Origin of the sequence: Aromatoleum toluolicum, from assembly GCF_012911005.2 — a bacterium.
Taxonomy (GTDB): domain Bacteria; phylum Pseudomonadota; class Gammaproteobacteria; order Burkholderiales; family Rhodocyclaceae; genus Aromatoleum; species Aromatoleum toluolicum.
The window spans coordinates 49,819-73,684 of the sequence record NZ_WTVS01000025.1; the positions used below are offsets into that span (position 1 = coordinate 49,819).

The 23,866-nt window shown below is 68.5% G+C and carries 25 protein-coding genes; 21 read left to right on the top strand and 4 right to left on the bottom strand.

From position 1 onward, the window contains the following. Nucleotides 1-16: 16 nt before the first annotated feature. The 3 genes from GPA27_RS13215 to GPA27_RS13225 all read left to right on the top strand — a co-directional run bounded on the left by GPA27_RS13215 (nucleotide 17) and on the right by GPA27_RS13225 (nucleotide 3,237). Nucleotides 17-1,234: an ABC transporter substrate-binding protein gene (locus GPA27_RS13215; RefSeq protein WP_169141090.1), complete on the top strand. Its 1,218-nt coding sequence runs from the start codon at nucleotides 17-19 to the stop codon at nucleotides 1,232-1,234. A 94-nt stretch (nucleotides 1,235-1,328) separates the two neighbouring features. Beyond that, on the top strand, nucleotides 1,329-2,213 hold the full coding sequence (locus tag GPA27_RS13220; protein WP_169141091.1) for a branched-chain amino acid ABC transporter permease: 885 nt from the start codon (nucleotides 1,329-1,331) through the stop codon (nucleotides 2,211-2,213). A 94-nt stretch (nucleotides 2,214-2,307) separates the two neighbouring features. Further along, nucleotides 2,308-3,237: a branched-chain amino acid ABC transporter permease gene (locus GPA27_RS13225; protein ID WP_169141092.1), complete on the top strand. Its 930-nt coding sequence runs from the start codon at nucleotides 2,308-2,310 to the stop codon at nucleotides 3,235-3,237. A 16-nt stretch (nucleotides 3,238-3,253) separates the two neighbouring features. On the opposite strand, the gene GPA27_RS13230 is transcribed toward GPA27_RS13225, so the two are convergent. Further along, nucleotides 3,254-5,212, bottom strand: a complete 1,959-nt coding sequence (locus tag GPA27_RS13230) for a flagellar assembly protein A (RefSeq protein ID WP_169141093.1) — start codon at nucleotides 5,210-5,212, stop codon at nucleotides 3,254-3,256. A gap of 136 nt (nucleotides 5,213-5,348) precedes the next feature. On the opposite strand from GPA27_RS13230, the gene thiL reads away from it, so the two are divergent. The 11 genes from thiL to ilvA all read left to right on the top strand — a co-directional run bounded on the left by thiL (nucleotide 5,349) and on the right by ilvA (nucleotide 14,548). Continuing rightward, nucleotides 5,349-6,308, top strand: coding sequence for a thiamine-phosphate kinase (gene thiL / locus GPA27_RS13235; protein WP_169141114.1), 960 nt, complete (start codon nucleotides 5,349-5,351; stop codon nucleotides 6,306-6,308). A 20-nt stretch (nucleotides 6,309-6,328) separates the two neighbouring features. Next, nucleotides 6,329-6,808, top strand: coding sequence for a phosphatidylglycerophosphatase A family protein (locus GPA27_RS13240; protein ID WP_169141094.1), 480 nt, complete (start codon nucleotides 6,329-6,331; stop codon nucleotides 6,806-6,808). Between the two features lie 4 nt (nucleotides 6,809-6,812). Beyond that, entirely contained in the window at nucleotides 6,813-7,292 is a 480-nt protein-coding gene (locus GPA27_RS13245; RefSeq protein ID WP_169141095.1) for a CinA family protein, read from the top strand. A gap of 85 nt (nucleotides 7,293-7,377) precedes the next feature. Next, entirely contained in the window at nucleotides 7,378-8,412 is a 1,035-nt protein-coding gene (gene recA / locus GPA27_RS13250; protein WP_169141096.1) for a recombinase RecA, read from the top strand. A gap of 17 nt (nucleotides 8,413-8,429) precedes the next feature. Further along, entirely contained in the window at nucleotides 8,430-8,879 is a 450-nt protein-coding gene (gene recX, locus GPA27_RS13255) for a recombination regulator RecX (RefSeq protein WP_169141097.1), read from the top strand. Then, nucleotides 8,866-9,588, top strand: coding sequence for an LPS export ABC transporter ATP-binding protein (lptB, locus tag GPA27_RS13260; protein WP_050417735.1), 723 nt, complete (start codon nucleotides 8,866-8,868; stop codon nucleotides 9,586-9,588). Before recX ends, lptB begins: the two co-directional genes overlap by 14 nt. A gap of 18 nt (nucleotides 9,589-9,606) precedes the next feature. Next, nucleotides 9,607-11,052: an RNA polymerase factor sigma-54 gene (locus GPA27_RS13265; RefSeq protein WP_169141098.1), complete on the top strand. Its 1,446-nt coding sequence runs from the start codon at nucleotides 9,607-9,609 to the stop codon at nucleotides 11,050-11,052. Between the two features lie 29 nt (nucleotides 11,053-11,081). After that, nucleotides 11,082-11,408: a ribosome hibernation-promoting factor, HPF/YfiA family gene (gene hpf / locus GPA27_RS13270; RefSeq protein ID WP_169141099.1), complete on the top strand. Its 327-nt coding sequence runs from the start codon at nucleotides 11,082-11,084 to the stop codon at nucleotides 11,406-11,408. Between the two features lie 136 nt (nucleotides 11,409-11,544). After that, entirely contained in the window at nucleotides 11,545-12,030 is a 486-nt protein-coding gene (ptsN, locus tag GPA27_RS13275; protein WP_169141100.1) for a PTS IIA-like nitrogen regulatory protein PtsN, read from the top strand. Then, on the top strand, nucleotides 11,999-12,940 hold the full coding sequence (gene hprK, locus GPA27_RS13280; protein ID WP_169141101.1) for an HPr(Ser) kinase/phosphatase: 942 nt from the start codon (nucleotides 11,999-12,001) through the stop codon (nucleotides 12,938-12,940). The genes ptsN and hprK overlap by 32 nt, the downstream gene beginning before the upstream one ends. A gap of 87 nt (nucleotides 12,941-13,027) precedes the next feature. Beyond that, nucleotides 13,028-14,548 carry a threonine ammonia-lyase, biosynthetic gene (gene ilvA / locus GPA27_RS13285; RefSeq protein ID WP_169141102.1) on the top strand — a complete coding sequence of 507 codons (1,521 nt, stop codon included), beginning with the start codon at nucleotides 13,028-13,030 and terminating at the stop codon, nucleotides 14,546-14,548. On the opposite strand, the gene GPA27_RS13290 is transcribed toward ilvA, so the two are convergent. After that, nucleotides 14,527-15,144 carry a 5-formyltetrahydrofolate cyclo-ligase gene (locus tag GPA27_RS13290; RefSeq protein WP_169141103.1) on the bottom strand — a complete coding sequence of 206 codons (618 nt, stop codon included), beginning with the start codon at nucleotides 15,142-15,144 and terminating at the stop codon, nucleotides 14,527-14,529. The genes ilvA and GPA27_RS13290 overlap by 22 nt on opposite strands. 39 nt (nucleotides 15,145-15,183) lie before the next feature. Between GPA27_RS13290 and GPA27_RS13295 the strand changes: the two genes are divergently transcribed. From GPA27_RS13295 to GPA27_RS13310, 4 genes are read left to right on the top strand one after another with little or no spacing between them, the layout of a single operon-like run. Next, complete coding sequence (locus GPA27_RS13295) at nucleotides 15,184-17,115, top strand: lytic transglycosylase domain-containing protein (RefSeq protein WP_169141104.1); 1,932 nt, start codon at nucleotides 15,184-15,186, stop codon at nucleotides 17,113-17,115. 33 nt (nucleotides 17,116-17,148) lie between these two features. Further along, entirely contained in the window at nucleotides 17,149-18,117 is a 969-nt protein-coding gene (locus GPA27_RS13300) for a complex I NDUFA9 subunit family protein (protein WP_169141105.1), read from the top strand. 43 nt (nucleotides 18,118-18,160) lie between these two features. Then, nucleotides 18,161-18,817, top strand: coding sequence for a glutathione S-transferase family protein (locus GPA27_RS13305; protein WP_169141106.1), 657 nt, complete (start codon nucleotides 18,161-18,163; stop codon nucleotides 18,815-18,817). After that, complete coding sequence (locus tag GPA27_RS13310) at nucleotides 18,817-20,046, top strand: multifunctional CCA addition/repair protein (protein ID WP_169141107.1); 1,230 nt, start codon at nucleotides 18,817-18,819, stop codon at nucleotides 20,044-20,046. The genes GPA27_RS13305 and GPA27_RS13310 overlap by 1 nt, the downstream gene beginning before the upstream one ends. Nucleotides 20,047-20,085: 39 nt before the next feature. Here the strand turns inward: GPA27_RS13310 and GPA27_RS13315 are convergent, their stop codons facing one another. Beyond that, nucleotides 20,086-20,307, bottom strand: coding sequence for a DUF2905 domain-containing protein (locus GPA27_RS13315; protein WP_211164983.1), 222 nt, complete (start codon nucleotides 20,305-20,307; stop codon nucleotides 20,086-20,088). 146 nt (nucleotides 20,308-20,453) lie between these two features. Between GPA27_RS13315 and GPA27_RS13320 the strand changes: the two genes are divergently transcribed. Both GPA27_RS13320 and GPA27_RS13325 read left to right on the top strand, forming a co-directional pair. Continuing rightward, nucleotides 20,454-21,260 (top strand): alpha/beta hydrolase, encoded by an 807-nt coding sequence (locus GPA27_RS13320; RefSeq protein WP_169141108.1) that lies wholly within the window; start codon nucleotides 20,454-20,456, stop codon nucleotides 21,258-21,260. Between the two features lie 218 nt (nucleotides 21,261-21,478). Next, nucleotides 21,479-21,688, top strand: a complete 210-nt coding sequence (locus GPA27_RS13325) for a hypothetical protein (RefSeq protein ID WP_169141109.1) — start codon at nucleotides 21,479-21,481, stop codon at nucleotides 21,686-21,688. 102 nt (nucleotides 21,689-21,790) lie between these two features. On the opposite strand, the gene GPA27_RS13330 is transcribed toward GPA27_RS13325, so the two are convergent. Next, nucleotides 21,791-22,951, bottom strand: a complete 1,161-nt coding sequence (locus GPA27_RS13330) for a class I SAM-dependent methyltransferase (protein WP_169141110.1) — start codon at nucleotides 22,949-22,951, stop codon at nucleotides 21,791-21,793. 109 nt (nucleotides 22,952-23,060) lie between these two features. On the opposite strand from GPA27_RS13330, the gene GPA27_RS13335 reads away from it, so the two are divergent. Beyond that, a complete protein-coding gene (locus GPA27_RS13335) occupies nucleotides 23,061-23,807 on the top strand; it encodes a pteridine reductase (RefSeq protein WP_169141111.1) in 747 nt (248 codons plus the stop codon). Nucleotides 23,808-23,866: the final 59 nt, after the last annotated feature.

The window sequence follows — 23,866 nt, forward strand, 5'->3', positions numbered from 1 at the left end:
AAGGAGGAGAGAGAGGATGAAGCGCAAGATTCTGGGTTCGGCGATCGCGGCGGCCGTCGCGATGGCACCCGCGTTGTCGCCCGCGGCGACGACCGTCAGCGACGGCATCGTGAAGCTGGGCGTGCTCACCGACATGTCGGGCACGTATTCCGACCTCTCGGGTCCGGGCGCGCTCGAAGCAACGAAGATGGCGGTCGAGGACTTCGTCGCGAAGGAGAAGCCCGACTTCAAGATCGAGGTGATCTCCGCCGACCACCAGAACAAGGCCGATATCTCCGCTAACAAGGCGCGCGAGTGGTTCGACACGCAGAAGGTCGACGCGATCGTGGACCTCGTGACGACCTCGACCGCGCTCGCGGTGATGAAGGTCGCCAATGAGAAGAGCCGCATTTCGCTGATTTCCGGCGCGGCCTCGACCCCGATCACCAACGAGCAGTGCAACGACACCACCGTGCACTGGACCTACGACACCTACGCGCTGCCGGTCGGCACCGCGAAGGCGGTTGTCAAGCAGGGCGGCAAGAACTGGTACTTCATCACCGCGGACTATGCCTTCGGGCACTCGCTCGAGAAGAACACCGCGGACGTGGTCACGAAGAGCGGCGGCAAGGTGCTCGGCAATGTGCGCCACCCCTTCCCGGGCAGCGACTTCTCGTCCTTCCTGCTGAGCGCGCAGGCCTCCGGCGCGCAGGTGATCGGCCTCGCGAACGCCGGCAACGACACGATGAACTCGATCAAGCAGGCGAAGGAGTTCGGCATTACGCCGAAACAGTCGCTCGCCGGACTGCTGATGTTCATCTCGGACGTGCATAGCCTGGGCCTCGAGGCGACGGCCGGCATGTACCTGACGACGGGCTTCTACTGGGACTACAACGACGAGACGCGCGCCTGGTCAAAGCGCTTCTTCGAACGCATGAAGCGCATGCCGACAATGGTGCAGGCCGGCGACTACTCGGCGACCTACCACTACCTGAAGGCGATCAAGGCCGCCGGCACGGACGAAGCGAAGGCGGTAATGGCGAAAATGCGCGACACGCCGGTGAACGACTTCTTCGCAAAGAACGGCAAGGTGCGCATTGACGGGCGAATGGTGCATGACATGTACCTCGCGCAGGTGAAGAAACCGTCCGAGTCGAAGTATCCGTGGGACTACTACCACATCCGCCAGGTGATCCCCGGCGACGAGGCCTATATCCCGCTGGCCGAGAGCAAGTGCCCGCTGGTCAAGAAGTAGCAGCAGGCACGCCAGACCGGCCATGACCGCGGGGTGGTGAGCAGCGCGAACGCGCACCGCCCCGCGGCCGGCACCGACATCCGAGCGCGAGACCATGGACATCTTCGGCATTCCGATCCAGGCCCTGATGGGACAGCTGCTGATCGGGCTCATCAACGGCTCGTTCTACGCGATCCTCAGCCTCGGGCTGGCGATCATCTTCGGCCTGCTCAACATCATCAACTTCGCGCACGGCGCGCTGTACATGATGGGCGCCTTCTGCGCGTGGATCGGCCTGACCTGGCTCGGGCTCAACTATTGGGTTGCGCTGATCGCTGTCCCCGTCGTCGTTGGCGCGTTCGGCATGCTGATCGAGCGCACGATGCTCAAGCACCTGTACCAGCTCGACCACCTGTACGGACTGCTGCTCACCTTCGGCCTCGCGCTGATCATCGAAGGGCTGTTCCGCTACCGCTTCGGCATCTCCGGCGAAAGCTACCCGGTCCCCGAACTGCTGTCGGGCGGCTTCAACCTCGGCTTCATGTTCCTGCCGAAATACCGCGCCTGGGTCGTCGCGGTGTCACTGGTCGTGTGCTTCGGCAGCTGGTTCATCATCGAGCGCACCAAGCTCGGCTCCTACCTGCGCGCGGGCACCGAGAACCCGCAACTGCTGCAGGCGTTCGGCATCAACGTGCCGCTGATGATCACGCTCACCTACGGCTTCGGCGTCGCGCTCGCGGCCTTGGCCGGCGTGCTCGCCGCGCCGGTGTTCCAGGTGAACCCGGTGATGGGCTCCAACCTCATCATCGTCGTGTTCGCGGTTGTGGTGATCGGCGGCATGGGCTCGATCATGGGCTCCATCGTCACCGGCCTCGGCCTCGGCCTGATCGAGGGCCTCACGCGCGTGTTCTACCCGGAGGCGTCGGCGGTCGTGATCTTCGTCATCATGGGCATCGTGCTGTTGCTGCGGCCGGCCGGACTCTTCGGGCGGGAGCGCTGAGCGCCATGCCACGTCCCCCCATCGCCCTGCCCCCGGCGCCGAAAGGCGCCCCGACCCTGCCGCCGAACGGCGCCTCCGCACCGGGAATCGCACCATGAATGGCAAACACATCGGCTGGATCGTCCTGCTCCTGCTCGGGCTGGTCGCACCCTTCCTTGTCTATCCCGTGCTGGTGATGAAGATCCTGTGCTTCGCGCTGTTCGCCTGCGCGTTCAACCTGCTGCTGGGCTACACCGGCCTGTTGTCCTTCGGCCACGCCGCCTTCCTCGGCTCCGCCGGCTATCTCTGCGGCTACACGGTGCAGGGGCTCGGCCTGTCGCCCGAACTGGGCCTTCTCGCCGGCACGGTCGGCGCCGCGGCGTTGGGTTTCATGTTCGGCAGCCTCGCGATCCGCCGCGCCGGCATCTATTTCGCGATGATCACGCTCGCGCTCGCCCAGCTCGTGTATTTCCTCGCGCTGCAGTTCCCCTTCACCGGCGGCGAGGACGGCATGCAGGGCATCCCGCGCGGCCACCTGTTCGGCCTCATCGACCTCTCCGACACGATGAACATGTATTTCTTCGTGCTCGCGGTGTTCCTGTTCGGCTTCTGGATCATCGAACGCGCAATCGACTCGCCCTTCGGCCAGGTGCTGAAGGCAATCCGCGAGAACGAGCCGCGCGCGATCTCGCTCGGCTACGATGTCGATCGCTACAAGCTGCTCGCCTTCGTGCTCTCGGCCGCGCTCGCGGGCCTCGCCGGCGCGACCAAGACGCTCGTGTTCCAGCTCGCGTCGCTGACCGACGTGCATTGGCACATGTCCGGCGAGGTCGTGCTGATGACACTGCTGGGCGGCGTGGGCACAGTGTTCGGCCCCATCGTCGGCGCGACCATCGTCGTCAGCCTGCAGAACTACGGCGCGGAACTGGGGCAGTGGGTCACCGTGCTGACCGGCGTGATCTTCGTCGTCTGCGTGCTCGCCTTCCGCCGCGGCGTCGTCGGCGAAGTCGCGCTGCTGATCAAACGCTCGGGCATCCGGCCCTGACACAGGCGCCGGACGCTCAGCCCGTCTCGCCTGCGCTTCCGGCCGGACTCCATTCGAAGCTGCCGCTGCTGCCGGCGAACAGCGGACGACTCCCACCCGGCGCTGCGCGCAGGAACGTCCTCAACTCGCCTGGGGCGAGGCCTTGCGGCGGCTTCGCATCGGCGTTCAGATGCCGCGCACGCACGATCAGTTCGCCCGCGATGTCGGCGATGCGACAGTTGATCGATTCGGCCGCCGCCTGCCGTGCCGCTTCGACTCCGGCGATCGCCGCAAGCAGCTTCTCGCGATGCGCTGCGCGCGCCTTGCCCTGCTCCGACAACTGGGCCATGGCCTTGAGCACCGGCGTGACATTTTCGCGCAGCTTGTGGAAGGCGGCCTGCTGCTCCGCGTTCAATGCGATCTCCTGGCGTTGCACCCTGGCGGCAACGGTCAGGTAGTTGGCCACCCCGGGGCGCATGCGCAGGGTGTCCATGATCTGTCTGGCCTGCTCGTCGGCCGCCTGCAGCTCGTCGAGCTGCGCGCGCGCAGCCTTGATCAGCCCGCCCTGCGCGTCTTCGGGCGGCAGCAGGACGGACACGACGGTCTCGGTCGGTCCGTGCGGACGCACCTGCGCGACGGCGATCCTGCGCCCGGCCAGCACCGACGCCTCTGCGAGCGCGATCTCCAGTTCGTCGGCGAGGATGTCGCAGCCGACGGCCCGTTCCCGCACCACGACACGGCGACCGACGATCAGGCTGTTCTCGGCGTACTGAAGCGTCACTTCCCCATCCGGCGCAAGGATCGTCGCCCCGCTGACGCGCCCCTCCACCGCGACCTGCCCGCCGGGATTCACTATTACACCGCCGCTCAGGTTCCTCTTCAGCACGACCGCGCCACCGCGCGACACGATCTTGCCGAACACGTCCGCGAAGGTTGTCACGTTGAGCCCTTCGACCACGCGGCCTTCCTGGATCTCGCCGTGCTCCTCGTAATCGTCGCCCATCAGGACGAGGTCGCCGGTCGTCCGCAGGCTCACGCCGGCACGGTTGACGATCTTGTCCGTGACCGAGACCTTGCTCGACGCCTCGTCGATATCGAGGAAACCGTCGATGGTCGCGACCATGAACTCGCCGTCGGGACCGCTCTCGACACGGGTACCGGCCCCGGCGAGGGCGGCAAAGTCGATATCCTTCGGCAGCGCTGGGGCCACCGCCCGGCCGTCGAGTTCGCGGCCCGGTTCGCCGAGCGCCAGCGGCAGTTTACGCAGCAGCTTCTCGCCCGCGCGGATCTGCGGAAAGCGGTTGCGGAAGCGGGCGAGATTGACGCGTCCGTCCGGGAGCATCCCGGGCGCGTCGTCGCGGTGCAAGCCCGCCGAGAGCTCCTCGACGCCCGCATCGCGGCCGGCACCCGGCGGCACGGCGCGGGCGATCACGACCCTGCCCGTGCGTTCGCTATCGATGGCCTCACGCACGGCGGATTCGTCGATGCCGCAACGCAGGCCCTTCAGCCACATCTGGGCAATGAATTCGTCGAAATCGAGACGGGTCTTCTGCGTGACCGTCTCGAACTCCGGGCCATCCGCCGATCCACCCGCGGCCGTGCGCGGGACCGTGCAGTCGATGCTCACCAGCTCGAACAGGTACTCGGCGCGGGCGCCCGAGATCTTCAGGCCGCGATAAAGGGGGATGCGCACCGGCAGGATGTGGGTCATGCCGGCAGCGAAGCGCACGCGCGGCTGCCGCCCGGCGGCCGTACATGCACGGGCTTCGTCGGCTGCTCGCCCCGCCTCGCAATCGAATGCCAGGCGCACGAAGGCGGAGTAGTCGAGCTCGCGGAAACAGATGCCGCGAATGAACGCCTGCTCCACCCACGCGCGGAATTCCGCCGACCCGTCCAGCCGCGACAGGTCCACCCACAGCCCCTCGTCGTCACGGACGATGAAGTCCGGCAACGGCTCGTCCCCTTCCCGCCGAGATTCGGCCACTACGGCGACCATCCCGCCTCCCTGTATGAAACATTTGTTTTCATCTTACCCGTCCGCGCACGGCATGGGCGTTCCGCGTTCAGGCGCATTGGTCGCAGCCGCCACGACTGCGGTAAGCTTGCGCGCGACCAACCGCGCCACCCCGCCCATGCCCTCCGAGTTCGACCTCATCCGCCGCCATTTCACCCGCCCCGCGCACCACACGACGCTGTCGGTCGGCGACGATGCGGCATTGCTCACGCCGCGGGCGGGCATGCAGCTCGCCGTATCGACCGACATGCTCGTCGCCGGCACCCATTTCTTCGCCGACGCCGACCCCGAGGCGCTCGGCTGGAAGACCCTCGCGGTAAACGTCTCCGATCTCGCGGCGATGGGCGCCGAACCGCGCTGGGCCGTGCTCGCGCTGTCGCTGCCGGCAGCCGACGACGCGTGGATCGCGGCCTTCGCGCGCGGCTTCTTCGCCTGTGCCGACGCGTTTGGCGTCGATCTTGCGGGCGGCGACACCACGCGCGGCCCCTTGAACCTGTGCGTGACGGTCTTCGGCGAAGTCCCGGCCGGGGCCGCCATCACGCGCGGCGGCGCGCGCACCGGCGACGACCTGTGGATCACCGGCACGCCCGGTCACGCGGCCCTCGGTCTCGCGCACCTGCGCGGCGAGGTCGCGCTCGGCGCGGAGGCTGCGCGCGCATGCCTTGCCGCCCTGCACCGCCCGCAGCCGCGCGTCGCGTTCGGGCAGGCCCTGCGCGGCATCGCCAGCGCGATGCTCGACGTCTCCGACGGGCTGCTCGGCGACCTCGGCCACATCCTCGAATGTTCCGGCTGCGGCGCGCGCATCGACGTCGGCGCACTGCCCCTCGCCGCCCTGCACGCCTGCGGAGCCGACGCGGCCCTCGCACGGCGCTGCCTGCTGTCGGGCGGCGACGACTACGAACTCCTGTTCGCCGCGCCGCCCGCGCAGCGCGAACGCCTCGCCGCGCTCGCACACGCGCACGGGCTGCCGCTGTCGCGCATCGGCACGATCACCGGGAGCGCCGGCCAACTCGTGCTGCGCGAGACCGACGGCCGCGAGCACGCATCGGCTCACGCCGGCTACGACCATTTCGCCTGACCCACGCACCGAAGCCCCCCATGCGCCCCACCGTCCGCCTGCTCCTGAGCCACCCCGCGCACTTCATCTCGCTCGGATTCGGCTCCGGCCTGTCCCCGCGCGCGCCGGGCACCGCCGGCACCCTCGCCGCCTGGCTGCTCTACCCGCTGCTGCGCGCACCGATCTCCGAATTCGTGTTCCTCGCCCTGCTCGCGAGCTTCTTCGTCGCCGGCATCATCGCGGCCGACCGCACCGGCCGCGCCCTCGGCGCATCGGACCACGGCGCGATCGTGTGGGACGAGATCGTCGCGTTCTGGCTCGTGCTGTTCTTCGCCCCGCCCGGACTGGCGTGGCAGGCGGCCGCCTTCGTGCTGTTCCGCTTCTTCGACATCGTCAAGCCGCAGCCCATCCGCTGGGCCGACAGCCATGTCGGCGGCGGCTTCGGCGTGATGCTCGACGACCTGATCGCAGCCGGCTACGCGATCCTCGCGCTCGCCATGCTGAAGCACTTCCTGGGGTGAGCCGATGATCGACGAAGAACTGCACGCCCTGTCGCGCCGGGTCGGCGACTGGCTCGCCGCGCGCGGCGCGACGCTTGCCTGCGCGGAATCCTGCACCGGCGGCTGGGTCGCGCAGACCGTGACCGCCACCGCCGGCAGTTCCGGCTGGTTCGACCGCGGTTTCGTGACCTATTCCAACGAGGCCAAGCAGGAACTCCTCGGCGTCGCGGCCGCGACGCTCGCCCGTCACGGCGCCGTCAGCGAGGAGACGGTGCGCGAAATGGTCGCCGGCACCCTCGCGCACAGCCGCGCACGCTATGCCCTCGCAGTGTCCGGCGTCGCCGGCCCGGGCGGCGGCACCGCCGCCAAGCCGGTCGGGATGGTGTGCCTCGCGTGGGGCGAGCGCGGCGGCGAGGTCCGCAGCGAGACCGTCCGCTTCGCCGGCGATCGCACCGGAATCCGCCGCCAGGCGGTCATCCGCGCGCTCGCCGAGTTGATGACATAATCATATTTAGATCGTCATGCGGGCGACCTGCAACACACCAGCAATCTCTGTGCCATAATTCCCCAACGTTTTGAAAGGACAGGACATGGACGACAACAAGGCCAAGGCCCTCGCCGCCGCGCTCTCGCAGATCGAGAAGCAGTTCGGCAAGGGTTCGATCATGCGGATGGGCGACGGCAACGTCGAGAAGGACATCCAGACGGTCTCGACCGGCTCGCTCGGACTCGACATCGCGCTCGGCCTCGGCGGCCTGCCGCGCGGCCGCGTGGTCGAAATCTACGGACCGGAATCGTCCGGCAAGACCACGCTGACGCTGCAGGTCATCGCCGAGATGCAGAAGATCGGCGGCACCGCAGCCTTCATCGACGCCGAGCACGCGCTCGACGTCGGCTACGCCGAGAAGCTCGGCGTGAACATCACCGACCTGCTGATCTCGCAGCCCGACACCGGCGAGCAGGCGCTTGAGATCGCCGACATGCTGGTGCGCTCGGGCGGCGTCGACATCGTCGTCATCGACTCGGTCGCGGCCCTGACGCCGAAGGCCGAAATCGAAGGCGAGATGGGCGACCAGCTGCCCGGCCTGCAGGCCCGCCTGATGAGCCAGGCGCTGCGCAAGCTCACCGCCAACATCAAGCGCACCAACACGCTGGTGATCTTCATCAACCAGATCCGCATGAAGATCGGCGTGATGTTCGGCAACCCAGAAACCACCACCGGCGGCAACGCGCTGAAGTTCTACGCCTCCGTGCGCCTCGACATCCGCCGCACCGGCGCGATCAAGAAGGGCGACGAGGTCGTCGGCTCCGAAACGCGCTGCAAGGTCGTCAAGAACAAGGTCGCCCCCCCGTTCAAGGAAGCGCACTTCGACATCCTCTACGGAGAGGGCATCTCGCGCGAAGGCGAGATCATCGACCTCGGCGTGGACAAGAAGATCGTCGACAAGTCGGGCGCCTGGTACTCGTACCAGGGCGACAAGATCGGCCAGGGCAAGGACAACACGCGCGAGTTCCTGCGCGGCAATCCGGCCCTCGCACGCGAGATCGAGAACAAGGTGCGCGTCGCCGTCGGCCTCAAGGAACTGCCGGCCGCACCCGCGCAGCCGGCAGCCGAGGCGGCCTGACGCCCCTTCCCGGGATCATGCCGGAGACGAGCCTGCGGGAACGCGCATTGCGGCACCTCGCGCGTCGCGAGCACTCGCGCGCCGAGCTGGCCCGCAAGCTCGGCCCGCACGGCTCCGCCGAGGAGATCGACGACGTGCTCGACCGCATCACCGAACTCGGCCTGCTCAGCGACCACCGCTTCGCCGAAGCCTGGGTGCGCAGCAAGGCCGCCCGCTTCGGCACCGCACGCCTGCGGCGTGAGCTCGCCCAGCGCGGCGTCGGGCGCGACACGATAGACGCCGCGCTCGATGCCGAAACCGTCGAGGATGACGTCGAGCGCGCGCGCGCCGTATGGCGCGGCAAGTTCGGCGCCGCGCCGGCCGACGCGCGCGAGTGGGCGCGCCAGGCGAGATTCCTACAAGGCCGCGGCTTTGGCACCGACGTGATCCGCAAGATATTGAAAGAGAACCCCGATGAGTCTGCTTAAGGTCGCCGGACTGCAGAAGCGCTACAAGGCACGAACCGTCGTGCACGATGTCGGCTTCGAAGTCGGCAGCGGCGAAGTGGTCGGACTGCTGGGCCCGAATGGCGCCGGCAAGACCACCTGCTTCTACATGATCGTCGGCCTCGTGCGCGCCGACGGCGGCGACATCCGCCTCGACGACGCCGAGCTCACGCACCTGCCGGTGCATGCGCGCGCACGCCTCGGCCTGTCCTATCTGCCGCAGGAAATGAGCGTGTTCCGCAAGCTCACCGTCGCCGAGAACATCCGCGCGGTGCTGGAGCTGCAGGGCCTGAACAGCGAGCGCGTCGACGCGCGCCTCGAGGAACTGCTCGAGGAACTGGGCATCGCCCACCTGCGCGACAACACTGCCGTGTCGCTGTCCGGCGGCGAGCGGCGCCGCTGCGAGATCGCCCGCGCGCTGGCGACCGACCCGCGCCTGATCCTGCTCGACGAGCCCTTCGCCGGTGTCGACCCGATCGCGGTGCTCGACATCCAGAAGATCATCCGCTTCCTGCGCGACCGCGGCATCGGCGTGCTGATCACCGACCACAACGTGCGCGAGACGCTCGGCATCTGCAACCGCGCCTACATCATCAGCGAAGGCCGCGTGCTCGCGAGTGGCCGGCCCGACGAGATCGTCGCCAACGAACAGGTTCGCCGCGTCTATCTCGGCGAGCATTTCCGCCTCTGATCCAGCCAGCGTAGTCCCATGAAACCGTCACTCCAGCTCAAGATCTCCCAGCACCTCACGCTGACGCCGCAGCTGCAGCAATCGATCAAGCTGCTGCAGCTGTCCACGCTGGAGCTGAACCAGGAGCTGGAACGCTTCCTCCTCGAGAACCCCATGCTCGAGCGCGAGGACGGCGACGGCAGCGACTTTGCGCCGGGCTCTGCACCGGCGGCGGGCGAAGCGACCGAACCCGGCAACCAGACCGACACCCCCGCATCGAGCGAGGAGTCGCATGGCGAGGCCGAGCCGGCGAGCTTCGACGAGGCCGGCGAGTGGTCGAGCGCGGGCAGCGGCTCGTCGAACCGCGACGATGACGACGACACCGACTTCCAGGAACTGCAGGCTGCCGGCACCAGCCTGCGCGACCACCTCGACCAGCAGGTGAGCCTGTCGCCGCTGTCCGATCGCGACCGCGCGCTGGTGCGCTTCATCATCGAGGCGCTCGACGAGGACGGCTACCTCAACCAGTCGCTCGATGAACTGCTGCCGCTGCTGCCGCCGGAACTCGAGTACGACCTCGACGACCTCTCGATCGCGCTGCACCACGTGCAGAACCTCGATCCGGCCGGCATCGGCGCACGCACGCCGCAGGAATGCCTGAGCCTGCAGCTCCGGGCGATGCCGCCCTGCCCGACGCGCGACCTCGCGCTGAAGATCGTCGACGAGCACCTCGACCTGCTCGCCGAGCGCAACTTCCTGCGCATCAAGCGCGCCACCGGCTGCGACGACGACGCGTTGCGCGCCGCGCACGCACTGATCTGCCGCCTCGACCCGCATCCGGGTTCGCAGCACTCGGTGCAGGAGACGCGCTACATCCTGCCCGACGTGGTCGTGCGCAAGGTGCGCAACCGCTGGACAGTCACGCTCAACCCCGAGGCGATGCCGAAGCTGCGCATCAATTCCCTGTACGCCAGCATCCTGCAGCAGAACCGGGGAACGGGCGGCGCGCTCACCAGCCAGCTGCAGGAAGCGCGCTGGCTGATCAAGAACGTGCAGCAGCGTTTCGACACCATCCTGCGGGTTTCCCAGGCGATCGTTGACCAGCAGCGACAGTTCTTCGATTATGGCGATGTGGCGATGCGACCTCTGACGTTGAGGGAGATCGCAGACCAGCTCGAGCTGCACGAGTCGACGGTCTCGCGAGTCACGACGCAGAAATTCATGGCCACACCGCGCGGCGTGTTTGAGCTGAAGTACTTTTTCGGCAGCCACGTTGCCACCGACACCGGTGGGGCGGCATCTTCCACGGCGATTCGAGCGCTGATTCGCCAGCTGGTGGAGGCCGAAGACAGGAAGAAGCCCCTGTCCGACGCGAAAATTGCCGAATTGTTGGGCCAGCAGGGTATCGTGGTGGCACGCAGGACGATCGCGAAGTACCGCGAGTCACTCAATATCCCGCCGGTCAGCCTGCGCAAAGCGATCTGAAAGACGATCTGACAATACGAGGAAACATCATGAATCTCACCATCACCGGACATCACGTCGAAGTCACCCCCGCGATCCGCGAGTACGTCAACACCAAACTCGATCGCGTCATCCGCCACTTCGACAACGTGACCAGCGTCAGCGTGATTCTGTCGGTGGAGAAGCTGCGGCAGAAAGCGGAAGTCACGCTGCACGTGCGCGGCAAGGACATCTATGTCGAGAGCGAGGACGGCGACATGTACGCCGCGATCGACAGCATGACGGACAAGCTCGACCGCCAGGTCCTCAAGTACAAGGGCAAGAACCACGACCACGGCCACGACACGCTGAAGCACCAGCAGCCGACCGAGCTGTGATTCTTTAATTCGCGCCGGGGGTCCGGGGTGTGTTTATAATTCGCGCGTTTTCAACCCGCGCCTGCCGCACACTCCGAGCCTCCTCCCGCATCCAACCGGCAGCGGCACGGCCCGTGTCGTGCAGGTGGTGATTCGCATGAGCCTCATCGCCGAACTCCTGCCCCCCTCGAACGTGGTCATCGATCTGGACGCCAGCAGCAAGAAGCGCGTCTTCGAACAAGCCGGACTGCTGTTCGAAAACAACCAGAGCATCGCCCGCAGCGTCGTCTTCGACAGCCTTTTTTCGCGCGAGCGCCTCGGCTCGACCGGGCTGGGCCAGGGCATCGCGATTCCGCACGGCCGCATCAAGGGCCTGAAGGAAGCCGCCGGCGCCTTCCTGCGCCTGTCCGCCCCGGTGCAGTTCGACGCGCCCGACGGCCGCCCCGTCACGATGCTGTTCGTGCTGCTGGTGCCCGAACAGGCCAACGAAACCCACCTGCAACTGCTGTCCGAGCTCGCGCAGATGTTCAGCGACCGCGACTTCCGCGACCAGCTGCAGAACGCGCCCGACGCCGCGGCAATCCATTCGCTGTTCGCCTCCTGGGGCCCGCATGCGGCAGACCAGCGTCGCGCGGCTGTATGACCTGCACCGCGAGCAGCTGGAGCTGACGCACGTCAGCGGCCGGCTCGACCGAGTCATCTCCGTCAACGAAGAACGCATCTGGCCGGCCGACCTCGTCGGTCACCTCAACCTGATCCATCCGACGCGCATCCAGATCCTGGGCGCAGCAGAACTCTCGTGGGCCCAGCGCCACGCGCGCGAGAAGGTCGCCCACCACCTCACCGAGATCATCAGCGCGCGCCCCCCGGCCATCATTGTCGCCGACGGCTGCAACATCCCGGACATCCTGCGCGGCATCTGCGAGTACGCCGACGTCGCCCTGATCACGACGCCGCAGCCTTCCGCGAGCGTGATCGACCAGCTGCGCCTTTACATGTCGCGCGAACTGGCCGAGAAGATCTCACTGCACGGCGTGTTCATGGACGTGCTGGGCATCGGCGTGTTCATCACCGGCAGCTCCGGCGCCGGCAAGTCCGAGCTCGCGCTGGAGCTCATCTCGCGCGGCCACGGCCTCGTCGCCGACGACATCGTCGAGTTCTCGCGCATCGCGCCGACGGTGCTCGAAGGGCGTTGCCCGGAGATGCTCAAGGACTTCATCGAGGTGCGAGGCCTGGGCATCCTCAACATCCGCACGATCTTCGGCGAGACCGCGTGCCGGCGGAAGATGCGCCTGCGCCTGATCGTGCATCTCGAACGCCGCCTGCCGGGCCAGTCCGACCCCTCGCGCCTGCCGGTGCAGCACGAGACGCAGGACATCCTCGGTGTACCCGTGATCCGCACGACCCTGCCGGTCGCCGCCGGGCGCAACATCGCGGTGCTGCTCGAAGCGGCCGTGCGCTCGACGATCCTGCAGCTGCGCGGCATCGATTCGACGCAGGAATTCATCGACCGCCAGCAGCGCCTGCTCGACGCCGACGGCGAAACCCTCTGATCGCCCGCCGCCGGCAGGGCTCTTGCCGCACTGCCGCATCGGCTGATACGCTCAGGGTCTTTGCGCCTCCCCGCGAAGGCTTCCCTGATGACTGCCGCAACACCGGATTACCTGGAAAAGATCCTCAATGCCCGCGTCTACGACGTGGCCGAGGAAACACCGCTGGACCTCGCCACGAACCTCTCGGAACGCGTGCATAACCGCGTCTTCCTGAAACGCGAGGACATGCAGCCGGTGTTCAGCTTCAAGCTGCGCGGCGCGTACAACAAGATGGCGCACCTGTCGCCGCAGGCCCTCAAGCGCGGCGTGATCTGCGCCTCGGCCGGCAACCATGCGCAGGGCGTCGCGCTCTCCGCCCAGCGCATGGGGGTGCGCGCGGTGATCGTGATGCCGACCTCGACGCCGCAGATCAAGGTCGATGCGGTCAAGGCTCGCGGCGGCGAGGTCGTCCTCGCGGGCGACTCCTACTCCGACGCCTACGCCCACGCGGTCGAACTGGAGAAGACCGAAAAGCTGACCTTCGTCCATCCCTACGACGACCCGGACGTGATCGCCGGCCAGGGCACGATCGGCATGGAGATCCTGCGCGCGCACCCCGATCCGATCCACGCGGTGTTCTGCGCGGTCGGCGGCGGCGGCCTGATCGCCGGCGTCGCCGCCTACATCAAGCGCCTGCGCCCGGAAACGAAGATCATCGGCGTGGAGACCGTGGACGCCGACGCGATGACCCGCTCGCTCGCCGAAGGCCGCCGCGTCGTGCTCGAACAGGTCGGGCTGTTCGCCGACGGCACCGCGGTGAAGCAGGTCGGCGAGGAAACCTTCCGCCTGTGCCAGCAATACGTCGACGAGATGATCCTGGTCGACAACGACGCGATCTGCGCAGCGCTGAAGGACGTGTTCGAGGACACCCGCTCGATCCTCGAACCCTCGGGCGCGCTCGCGGTGGCCGGCGCGAAGGAATACGCGAAGCGCCACAACCTGCACGGCAAGAATCTCGTCGCGGTGGCGTCCGGCGCCAACATGAACTTCGACCGCCTGCGCTTCGTCGCCGAGCGCGCGGAAGTCGGCGAGCAGCGCGAGGCCGTGTTCGCGGTGACGATCCCGGAGCGCCCGGGCTCCTTCCGCAAGTTCTGCAGCCTGATCGGCAACCGCCACATCACCGAGTTCAACTACCGCTATGCCGACCCGCAGCGCGCGCACATCTTCGTCGGCGTGGCGGTGCATAACCGCGCCGAGGCGACGCGCGTCGTCGAGATGCTGGAGCGCCACGAACTGCCGGCGGTGGACCTGACCGACGACGAGATGGCGAAGAGCCACATCCGCTACATGGTCGGCGGGCGCGCGCCGCACGTGAACAACGAGTTGATCTACCGCTTCGAATTCCCCGAGCGCCCGGGCGCGCTGATGAATTTCCTCACCAGCCTGCATTCGGACTGGAACATCAGCCTGTTCCACTACCGCAACCACGGCGCCGATTTCGGCCGCGTGCTGGTGGGCATGCAGGTGCCGCCCGAGGACAAGGGTGCCTTCCAGGACTTCCTCGACCGGCTCGGCTACGAATACGCGGACGAGTCGGCCAACCCGGCCTACCGCATGTTCCTCGGCTGAGCGGGGAAGGCACCGGCCTCGGTCACGATCCAGTCCATCGGACGGTCGTGCGGCTGCGGCCAGACGTCGTCGACGCGCGCGAATTCGAAACCCAGCCCCACCGCGACGGGATTCATCACGGCCAGCGTGCGGTCGAAGTATCCGCCCCCGTAGCCGACGCGGTAGCCCGCGGCATCGAAGGCGTTGCACGGCACGAGGATCAGGTCGGGATCGACCGCCTCGCCGTCGGCGGGATGGGGAATGCCGTGCCGGTCGAGCGGCATTTCCATGCCGGGAATCCAGCGACGGAACACCATCGGGCCGGCCTGGTGCGGCACCACCGGCAGCACCGCGATACGCGACGGGTCGGCGGCCAGCCAGTGCGTGACCCACGCGCGCAGGTCGGGTTCGCCGCGGTAGGGCCAGCAAAAGCCGAGCGTCTTCGGCGCCAGACGGGCGACGAGTTCGCCCAGATGGGTTTCGAAATGGCGCATCAGGGCGGCGCGATGCGTGGCCGTCAGCGCCTGGCGCGCCGCGATCGTGCGGGCACGCAGGGCCCGGCGCTGTTCGACGGGGTCGGCGGAATCTGCGCCGGGGGCAGGATGGGCGGAATTCACTGTGGTATGGTCGGGCTGATCGAAAGGGGATGGTAAGGGATGGCAAAGGGTTTGTGGGCAGCGCTGGCACTGACGCTGGCGAGCCTGACGCAGGGCGCCTTCGGGCAGATCGGGGACGACCGCATTCTCGCGGCACGCGAGGCGCTGCGCACCGGTGACCGTGCGACGCTGGAGCGCCTCGCCGCGGAACGCGAGCCGCACGTGCTCGACCCTTACGTGCGCTACTGGCGGCTGACGAACATCCTCGCCCGCCCCGAGGCGCTGCCGGTCGACGAGCTCAACGACTTCCTGCTGCGCGAGCCCGACAGCCTGCTCGCCGAGCGCCTGCGCGGCGACTGGCTGCGGCGCATGGCGCGCGAACAGGACTGGAGCGGCTTCCTGCAGGTCTATGCGGACCTGCGCGAACCCGATGCCGAGCTGCGCTGCCTGCACCGCAACGCGCGACTGGAGTCCGGCGACATGAGCGTGCTGGAGGAAGTGCGCGCACGCTGGATGGAGCTCGCGGACAACCACAACGCCTGCGAGCCGGTGTTCCGCACCCTGGCGCTGGCCGGCCACATCGGCAGCGACGAGCTGTGGTGGCGGGCGCGGCGCCAGATCGACAGCCGCAGCCCGTCGAACGCGCGCACGACGCTGTCGTGGATGAAGGCCGGGGAAGCGCCCTCGTTCGCCGACTTCGACCGCATGATGAAGAGCCCGGCAGCCTGGCTCGACCACCTGCCGGTGAATTTCGCCTTCTCGCGCGCGGGCCGCGAGCTGGCCCTGGCTGCGCTCGTGCGCGTCGCGCGCGAGGACGTGTCGTCCGCCTACGCGCGCTTCGCGCGCATCGAGGAGCGGCTGGGCGCCGAAGAGCGCGCCTACATCCATGCGACGCTGGGCCATCACGGATCGCTGCAGGGCGCGCCGGGCGCAGTGCGCTGGTTCCGCGCCGCCGGCAAGGTGCCGATGAGCGCGGAGCAGCGCGCGTGGCGCGTGCGCGCCGAACTGCGCGTCGAGGACTGGCGCGGCGTGCAGGCGGCGATCGAGGGCCTCGCCGCAACCGAGCAGACGCAGCCCGAATGGACCTACTGGCTCGGCCGCGCGCTCGCCGCACAAAATCGCCCCGTGGAGGCCGCGGCCCTGTACCAGCGCGTCGCCGGACAGCCCAGCTTCTACGGCATCCTCGCCGGCGAGGAGCTGGGCACCGCCTTCGCCGCGCCGTCGCGCAGCGGAACCGTCACGCCAGAGGACATCGCGCGCGCCGATGCCGATCCCGGGCTGCGCCGCGCACTCGCGCTGTACCGGCTGGAGATGCGCACCGAAGGCATGCGCGAATGGAACTGGTCGCTGCGCGGGCGCGACGAGGGCTTCCTGATCGCCGCGGCGCGTCTCGCGCTGCGCAACGAGATCTACGACCGCGCGATCAACACCGCCGAACGCACCGACCCGCAGGCCAACTACGACCTGCGCTTCCTCACGCCCTACCGCCAGCTTATCGAGCCGCAGGTGCACCAGCAGGGCCTCGATATGGCCTGGGTATATGGCCTGATGCGCCAGGAAAGCCGCTTCATCGCACCGGCGCGCTCGAGCGCCGGCGCGCAGGGCCTGATGCAGGTGATGCCGGCCACGGGCAAGTGGGTGGCGCGCAAGATCGGCCTCCCCGGCTATCACCAAGGCATGCTGACCGACCCCGACACCAACGTGCTGCTGGGCACGAGCTACATGCGTCTGATCCTCGAGGATCTCGACGACCATCCGGTGCTCGCGTCCGCCGGCTACAATGCGGGACCGGGCCGCGCGCGCAAGTGGCGCGACGAACGCCCGCTCGAAGGCGCGATCTATGCAGAGACGATCCCCTTTGACGAAACGCGCGATTATGTGAAAAAGGTGATGGCCAATGCGGTCATCTATGCCGCGATGCTGGAGGCGAAGCCGCAGTCGCTGAAGGCCCGCCTCGGCACGATCTCACCACGGCTGACGGCGGAACCCTAGGGATCTGTCCGTCCTGCGCAAGGAGGCAGCAGCATGAAACTGGAACGCGTCGTACTCGTCGGCGGCACCGGGTTTGTGGGCCGCGCTGTTGCCAACCGCCTGTCGCGCGAAGGCATCACCATGCTGGTGCCGACGCGGCGCTACATCCACGCGGGCGAGCTGCTGGTGCTGCCGACCGTGGATGTGGTCGAGGCCGACATCCATGACCCGGCGACGCTGGAGCGTCTCTTCGCCGGCGCCGACGCCGTCGTGAACCTCGTCGGCATCCTGCACTCGCGCCCGGGCCGTCCCTACGGCCCCGACTTCGCACGTGCCCACGTCGAGCTGCCGCGCAAGCTCGTCGCGGCATGCCGGGCGGCCGGCGTCGCCCGCCTCGTGCACATCAGCGCGCTCGGTGCGGCAGCGGACGGCCCGTCGGAATACCTGCGCTCCAAGGCGGCCGGCGAGGAGGCCATCCACGCGGCCAGCAACGCGCCGGCGTGGACGATCCTGCGCCCGTCGGTGATCTTCGGCCGCGAAGACAACTTCCTCAACATGTTCGCGCGCCTCGCGCAGCTTTTCCCCGTCCTGCCGCTCGCGGGCGCGCAAGCGCGCTTCCAGCCGGTGCACGTCGAGGACGTCGCCGAGGTCGTGTGGCGCAGCCTCACGGAGCCGTCGGCACGCGGCCAGACCTACGAGGTGGCGGGCCCGAAGGTCTACACGCTGCGCGAGCTGGTCGAATACGTCAGCGAGCTCTCCGGCCGGCCGCGCCCGGTGATCCCGCTGCCCGAGGGCCTCGCGCTGCTGCAGGCGCGGCTGATGGAACTCGCGCCACGGCCGCTGATGAGCCGCGACAACGTGCGCTCGATGCGCGCCGCCAACGTCGCCGGCGGCGCCCCCCTGCCCTTCGGCATGACGCCGGCGGGGCTCGAGGCGCTCGCGCCGACCTGGATCGGCGGCGGCCATCTGCGCGCCCGCTACTACCCGATGCGCAGCCGCGCGCGCCGTCCGCGCCACGGCTGACCTTTCCCCGCATCACCCGAGCAGTCCCTACGGAGACGAGTGCATGAAACTGATCATCGGCAACAAGAACTATTCGTCCTGGTCCCTGCGCGCATGGCTCGCAGCCCGCGCCGCCGGACAGCTCTTCGAGGAGATCCGCATTCCCCTTTTCATCGAAGGCAGCCGCGAGCGCATCCTGCAGCACTCGCCCTCGGGCAAGGTGCCCTGCCTGATCGACCACGGCCTCACGGTATGGGACTCGCTGGCGATCTGCGAGTACCTCGCCGAGAAGTCGCCCGGACTGTGGCCGGCCGATCCCGCGGCGCGCGCGTTCGCGCGCGCGATCAGCGCCGAGATGCATTCCGGCTTCCCGGACCTGCGCCAGAACATGACCATGAGCATCCGCAAGGACTACGCCGGAAAAGGCCACACGCCCGCCGTCGACGCCAACATCGCGCGCATCGAGGCGATCTGGAACGACTGCCGCGCGCGCTTCGGCGCGATGGCGAATCCGGCCGGCCCCTATCTCTTCGGCGCCTTCACGATCGCCGACGCGATGTACGCGCCGGTCTGCTTCCGCTTCAAGACCTACGACGTGAAACCCGCCGGTGCGGCCGGCGAGTACCTCGCGACGATGCTCGCACATCCGGCGATGAAGGAATGGGAAGCGGCGGCCCTCGTGGAGACCGAATCCATCCCCTGCGAGGATCTCTACGGCTGATGCGCTGCTACGTCGTCGGCGGCGCCGTGCGCGACCGCCTGCTTGGCCTGCCGGTGCAGGACCGTGACTGGGTGGTGGTCGGCGCGACGCCCGAGGAGATGCTCGCGCGCGGCTTCCGCCCGGTCGGCAAGGATTTCCCCGTCTTCCTGCACCCAAAGACCAACGAGGAGTACGCGCTCGCGCGCACCGAACGCAAGAGCGGGCGCGGCTACACCGGCTTCGTCGTGCATGCGTCGCCCGACGTGACGCTGGACGAAGACCTGCTGCGGCGCGACCTGACGATCAACGCGATCGCCGCGGACGAGGACGGCGCGCTGATCGACCCCTACGGCGGGCAGGCCGACCTCGCCGCGCGCATCTTCCGCCATGTGAGCCCGGCGTTTGCCGAGGATCCCGTGCGCATCCTGCGCGTGGCGCGCTTCGCCGCGCGCTTCGGCGACTTCGGCGTGGCGCCGGAGACGCTGGCGCTGATGCGCGCGATGGTCGCCAACGGCGAGGTCGACCACCTCGTTCCCGAGCGGGTGTGGCAGGAACTCGCGCGCGGGCTGATGGAGGACACACCCTCGCGCATGCTGCGCGTGCTGCGCGACTGCGGCGCGCTGGCGCGCATCCTGCCCGAAGTCGAGCGCCTGTTCGGCGTGCCGCAGCCGGTCGAACACCACCCGGAGGTCGACACCGGCGAGCACGTGCTGCTGGTGCTCGACCATGCCGCGAAGACGCGGCAGCCGCTCGCCGTGCGCTGGGCCTGCCTGCTGCACGACCTGGGCAAGGGCGACACGCCCGCCGACATCCTGCCGCACCACTACGGCCACGAGGCGAAGAGTGCGACCCGCGCGCGCGCCGTGTCCGAGCGCCTGCGCGCGCCGGTGGAGTGCCGCGATCTCGCGGTGATCTTCGCGCGCGAACACGGGATTTTTCACCAGATCGAGAAGCTGCGCGCGGAAACCGTCGTCAAGGTGCTGGAGACGGTCGACGCCCTGCGCCGGCCCGAGCGCTTCGCCCTGCTGCTGGAAGCCGCGGCCTGCGACTACCACGGTCGTCCCGGCCGCGAGGCGCCCTACCTCCGCGCGGAGCGCTGGCGTGCGGCGCTGGCCGCGATCCAGGGGGTGGATGCGGGCGCGATCGCGCGTGCCTGCGAGGACAAGGCGCAGATCCCGCAGCGCGTGCATGCGGCGCGCGTCGCCGCGGTCAAGGCACTGGGCGGCCGCACCCCCGCGGCCGCGGGCTGAATGCGCGCCGCGCGCCAGATCAAATGTCGCCGGCCCCGCTCACAGCGCCCGCAGGATTGCCCATGCCACCAGCGACAGGAGGATCGTGCTGGTAAATGGCAGATGAAAGGCGCGGCCGAAGAGGCGAAAATGCAGGTCGCCGGGCAGGTGACCGATGCGCAGGCGCGCCAGCCCCGGGCGGAACAGGCCGATAACCAGTACCATCAGCACGATCACGACGAGCCACTTCACCACGCCCCGCTCCGGCAAATAAACGAACATTAGACTCCGCGAAGGCGCGCTGCCGCAACGTGCGATGCGCGCACCTCGCCGACCCTACCCGCCCTCGACAAAATGACCCCAAGAATGACCAACATCACCTCTCCGATGCTGCCCCCGGCGATTTCCGCCGCTCCGGGGGGCCGCACATGAACGCCAACCGTTTCGGCGACCTCGAAGTCCTCGCCTGCAGCCCGTCGGGCAAGCCCGCGTTCGCGACGCCCCTGCTCTTCATCCACGGCGCCTACACCGGCGCATGGTGCTGGGCCGAGCACTTCCTGCCCTATTTCGCCGACGCCGGCTACACCAGCTACGCCGTGTCGCTGTCGGGGCACGGCGGCAGCCGGCGGCGCGCCGTACTCGACACGCTGTCGATCGACGACTACGTGCGCGACGTCGCCGAGGTCGTCTCGCGCCTGCCCGCGGCGCCGGTGCTGATCGGTCACTCGATGGGCGGCATGGTCGTGCAGAAGTATCTCGAACGCGCCGGCGTACCGGCCGCGGTGCTGCTGTGCTCGGTGCCGCCGCAGGGGCTCATGGGCTCGGCGATCGGGCTGATGTTCAACAAGCCCAACCTGATCAACGACCTCAACAACATGCTCAACGGCGGACATCCCGAGCCGGAGGGCCTGCGCGAAGCCCTCTTCCATCAGCCCGTCGACGACGACGCGCTGATGCGCTTCTACCGCCAGTGCCAGCCGGAATCGCATCGCGCGATTTGGGACATGACGCTGTTCAACCTGCCGCAGCCGGGCCGCATGCACCGCCCGCCGATGCTGATCCTGGGCGCGGAGCACGACCACCTCATCCCGCCCGCGCAGGTGTCCATGACCGCCGCGGTCTATGGCGAGCCCGCGCACATCTTTCCCGGCCTGGGACACGGCGTAATGCTCGAACGCGACTGGCGCCCGGTGGCCGAGCACATCGCGGCGTGGCTTCCGACACAAATTGTTTGATCGCCCACTGGAAATCGTCATCATTCCCATTCATGATGAAAGCGAGGGTGCGAGGAGGCACCCCCGACAGCCCCCCGCGGGACGTGATTCCGTGCCGTGCCGGAGTTGAATATAAAGCGCAGGTCCGCATATACGGAGCAAGGGATTCAGGAATCGGACGCGGCTGCCGATAGTTCACCCAGGTAGCCGAATCACCCGAGCACGCAGCGGAGGCCAAAATGGTGACGATCATGGACATGACGACGGGCAAGGCCATCGTGGAGCCGACGGAAGAGTACGGCGACGAGGTGCTCAACGCGAACTGGTTGCCGCCGCAGCCGGAAGTCGCGGCCGGGCTGCAGGAAGTCGAGCACGCCGCGCACGACGCGCCGAGGCCGCCGATCGATGTCGAGCATTTCCTCGAAGCGGTGTACCGCTACCAGGAATGAACGACCCGGGGGTGCGCGCGAGACCGTGCCGCACCGCCGTTGCGCGCGATGACGCGCGCCTGACACCCGCGCCGGAAAGCGTGGGCGGCTTACGGTATTGCGCTACAGCGTGTGCAGGCGATCGCCGCGCATGAAGCCCAGCAGCGGTTCGCCGATGCCACGCCCCACCGCGAGCACCTTGAACAGCTCCCCCATCTCCTGCGGCGTCGTCAGACGCTGCACGGCGCGCGCCGCGCGGATGTAGTCCGCGCTCTCCTCCGGCCCGCGCCGCGCGAGACATTCCAGCACCCCGCAGTTGAACAGGAAGGCCGCCTGGTTCGTGTAGCCCATCACGTCCAGCCCGGCGTCGAACGCGGCCTCCGCGACCGCGGTGAAATCGACGAAGGCGGTGATGTCGTTGAGCCCTGGCCACAGGAAGGGGTCGGGATGCGCGTTGTGGCGGTAGTAGCACAGCAGTGTGCCGCTCGACCGCGACGGCAGGTAATACTCGGCGCGCGGATAGCCGTAGTCGATCAGCAGCAGCGCACCGCATTCCAGCCGCGCGGCCCATTCGCCGATCCACGCGCGCGCGGCGAGATTGATCTCGCTGACGTATTCGGCGCTGTCCGAACGTGGCAGTGCGAGCGCCGCGGCCGCTTCTGCGACCGCGCCGGCGACGGGCGAATCGGCCCAGCGCAGGACACCGTCCCCGTCGACCGCGACGCCGCGCTCGTAGAGCGCATCGCCGCGCGTGGCGACCACATGCACCGGCATCACGTCGAGCACCTCGTTCGCAACCACTGCGCCGGCGAAGCGCTCGGGCAGCGTATCGAGCCACTTCACGCGCGACGCCAGATGCGGCGCCTTCGCCGCCAGCGTGTCGAACTGGCGCTCGCGCAGTTCTCCCGAGACCTCGAGGATGCCGTAGCTGTCGGGCGCACAGCCGCGGCGCTCGAGTTCGAGCAGCAGGTCCGCCGCCAGCAGGCCCGTGCCGGCGCCGACCTCGATCACATGCGGCGCGGACGCGCGCATCACCTGCTCGACCTGCGCCGCGAGCGCCTGGCCGAACAAGGGCGTGAGTTCCGGCGAAGTGATGAAGTCGCCGCCCGGACCGAACTTTCGCGCTCCGCCGCTGTAATACCCGAGACCCGGGGCGTACAGTGCGAGCTCCATGTAGCGCGAGAACGGAATCCATCCGCCGGCTTCGGCGATGGCGGCGGTGATCGTGCGAAGCAGGCGCGTACTCTGTTCGAGGGCGTCGGCGGAGGGTTCGGGCAGGGACATGGGCGACGGGCAACGGAAAACGCGTATTCTAACCCCCGCCGCACGGCCGACCCCGCGCGCGGCCGCGGTCGATCCCGCATACAAGAATGAATCACGGACCACCCCCACGATGGACACGCAGGACACTCCCGTCATCCTCATCACCGGCGCCGCACGGCGCGTCGGCGCCGAGATCGCGCGCACGCTGCACGCCGCGGGCGCGAATGTCGTGCTGCATTACCGCAGTTCGGCCGGCGACGCCGACGCGCTCGCCGACGCGCTGAACCGCGTGCGCCCCGGCTCGGCCTGGACGGCGCGCGCCGACCTCAGGGAGGATGGCGCCCCCGAGGCGCTCGCCGACGCGGTGCTGTCGCGCCACGGCCGCCTCGACGCGCTGGTGAATAACGCCTCGAGCTTCTTCCCGACACCTCTCGGCACGATCGATGCCGCGGCGTGGAGCGACCTGATCGGCTCCAACCTGAAGGGGCCGCTGTTCCTGTCGCAGGCGCTCGCCCCGGCGCTGCGCAACGCGCGCGGCGCGATCGTGAATATCGTCGACATCCACGCCGAGCGGCCGCTGCGCCACTACCCGCTGTACTGCGCCGCCAAGGCCGGGCTGCTGGGCCTGACGAAGGCGCTCGCGGTGGAACTCGCCCCGGAGGTGCGCGTGAACGGCGTGTCGCCGGGCGCCGTGGACTGGCCCGAGAACGGCCAGATCGCCCCTGCCGAGCAGGACGCGATCGTGCGTCACACGCTGCTCGGCCGCGCCGGCAGCCCCGCCGACATCGCCCGCACCGTGCGCTTCCTGGTGTTCGACGCGACCTACGTCACCGGCCAGATCCTCGCCGTCGACGGCGGACGCAGCGCGCATCTCTGATGCACTGCGCCGAAAGGTATAATTCCGCTCGTTTTTCTAGCAGGACTCCCCCCGTGAAC

Coding starts and splice junctions, on each gene's coding strand:
- GPA27_RS13295 (WP_169141104.1), top strand. CDS start 15,184: ATGGCAAAGGGTTTGTGGGCAGCGCTGGCACTGACGCTGGCGAGCCTG.
- GPA27_RS13220 (WP_169141091.1), top strand. CDS start 1,329: ATGGACATCTTCGGCATTCCGATCCAGGCCCTGATGGGACAGCTGCTG.
- GPA27_RS13305 (WP_169141106.1), top strand. CDS start 18,161: ATGAAACTGATCATCGGCAACAAGAACTATTCGTCCTGGTCCCTGCGC.
- GPA27_RS13335 (WP_169141111.1), top strand. CDS start 23,061: ATGGACACGCAGGACACTCCCGTCATCCTCATCACCGGCGCCGCACGG.
- hprK (WP_169141101.1), top strand. CDS start 11,999: ATGCGGCAGACCAGCGTCGCGCGGCTGTATGACCTGCACCGCGAGCAG.
- GPA27_RS13330 (WP_169141110.1), bottom strand. CDS start 22,951: ATGTCCCTGCCCGAACCCTCCGCCGACGCCCTCGAACAGAGTACGCGC.
- ptsN (WP_169141100.1), top strand. CDS start 11,545: ATGAGCCTCATCGCCGAACTCCTGCCCCCCTCGAACGTGGTCATCGAT.
- GPA27_RS13215 (WP_169141090.1), top strand. CDS start 17: ATGAAGCGCAAGATTCTGGGTTCGGCGATCGCGGCGGCCGTCGCGATG.
- GPA27_RS13325 (WP_169141109.1), top strand. CDS start 21,479: ATGGTGACGATCATGGACATGACGACGGGCAAGGCCATCGTGGAGCCG.
- GPA27_RS13245 (WP_169141095.1), top strand. CDS start 6,813: ATGATCGACGAAGAACTGCACGCCCTGTCGCGCCGGGTCGGCGACTGG.
- recX (WP_169141097.1), top strand. CDS start 8,430: ATGCCGGAGACGAGCCTGCGGGAACGCGCATTGCGGCACCTCGCGCGT.
- GPA27_RS13230 (WP_169141093.1), bottom strand. CDS start 5,212: ATGGTCGCCGTAGTGGCCGAATCTCGGCGGGAAGGGGACGAGCCGTTG.
- GPA27_RS13320 (WP_169141108.1), top strand. CDS start 20,454: ATGAACGCCAACCGTTTCGGCGACCTCGAAGTCCTCGCCTGCAGCCCG.
- ilvA (WP_169141102.1), top strand. CDS start 13,028: ATGACTGCCGCAACACCGGATTACCTGGAAAAGATCCTCAATGCCCGC.
- lptB (WP_050417735.1), top strand. CDS start 8,866: ATGAGTCTGCTTAAGGTCGCCGGACTGCAGAAGCGCTACAAGGCACGA.
- GPA27_RS13240 (WP_169141094.1), top strand. CDS start 6,329: ATGCGCCCCACCGTCCGCCTGCTCCTGAGCCACCCCGCGCACTTCATC.
- thiL (WP_169141114.1), top strand. CDS start 5,349: ATGCCCTCCGAGTTCGACCTCATCCGCCGCCATTTCACCCGCCCCGCG.
- recA (WP_169141096.1), top strand. CDS start 7,378: ATGGACGACAACAAGGCCAAGGCCCTCGCCGCCGCGCTCTCGCAGATC.
- GPA27_RS13225 (WP_169141092.1), top strand. CDS start 2,308: ATGAATGGCAAACACATCGGCTGGATCGTCCTGCTCCTGCTCGGGCTG.
- hpf (WP_169141099.1), top strand. CDS start 11,082: ATGAATCTCACCATCACCGGACATCACGTCGAAGTCACCCCCGCGATC.
- GPA27_RS13265 (WP_169141098.1), top strand. CDS start 9,607: ATGAAACCGTCACTCCAGCTCAAGATCTCCCAGCACCTCACGCTGACG.
- GPA27_RS13310 (WP_169141107.1), top strand. CDS start 18,817: ATGCGCTGCTACGTCGTCGGCGGCGCCGTGCGCGACCGCCTGCTTGGC.
- GPA27_RS13315 (WP_211164983.1), bottom strand. CDS start 20,307: ATGTTCGTTTATTTGCCGGAGCGGGGCGTGGTGAAGTGGCTCGTCGTG.
- GPA27_RS13300 (WP_169141105.1), top strand. CDS start 17,149: ATGAAACTGGAACGCGTCGTACTCGTCGGCGGCACCGGGTTTGTGGGC.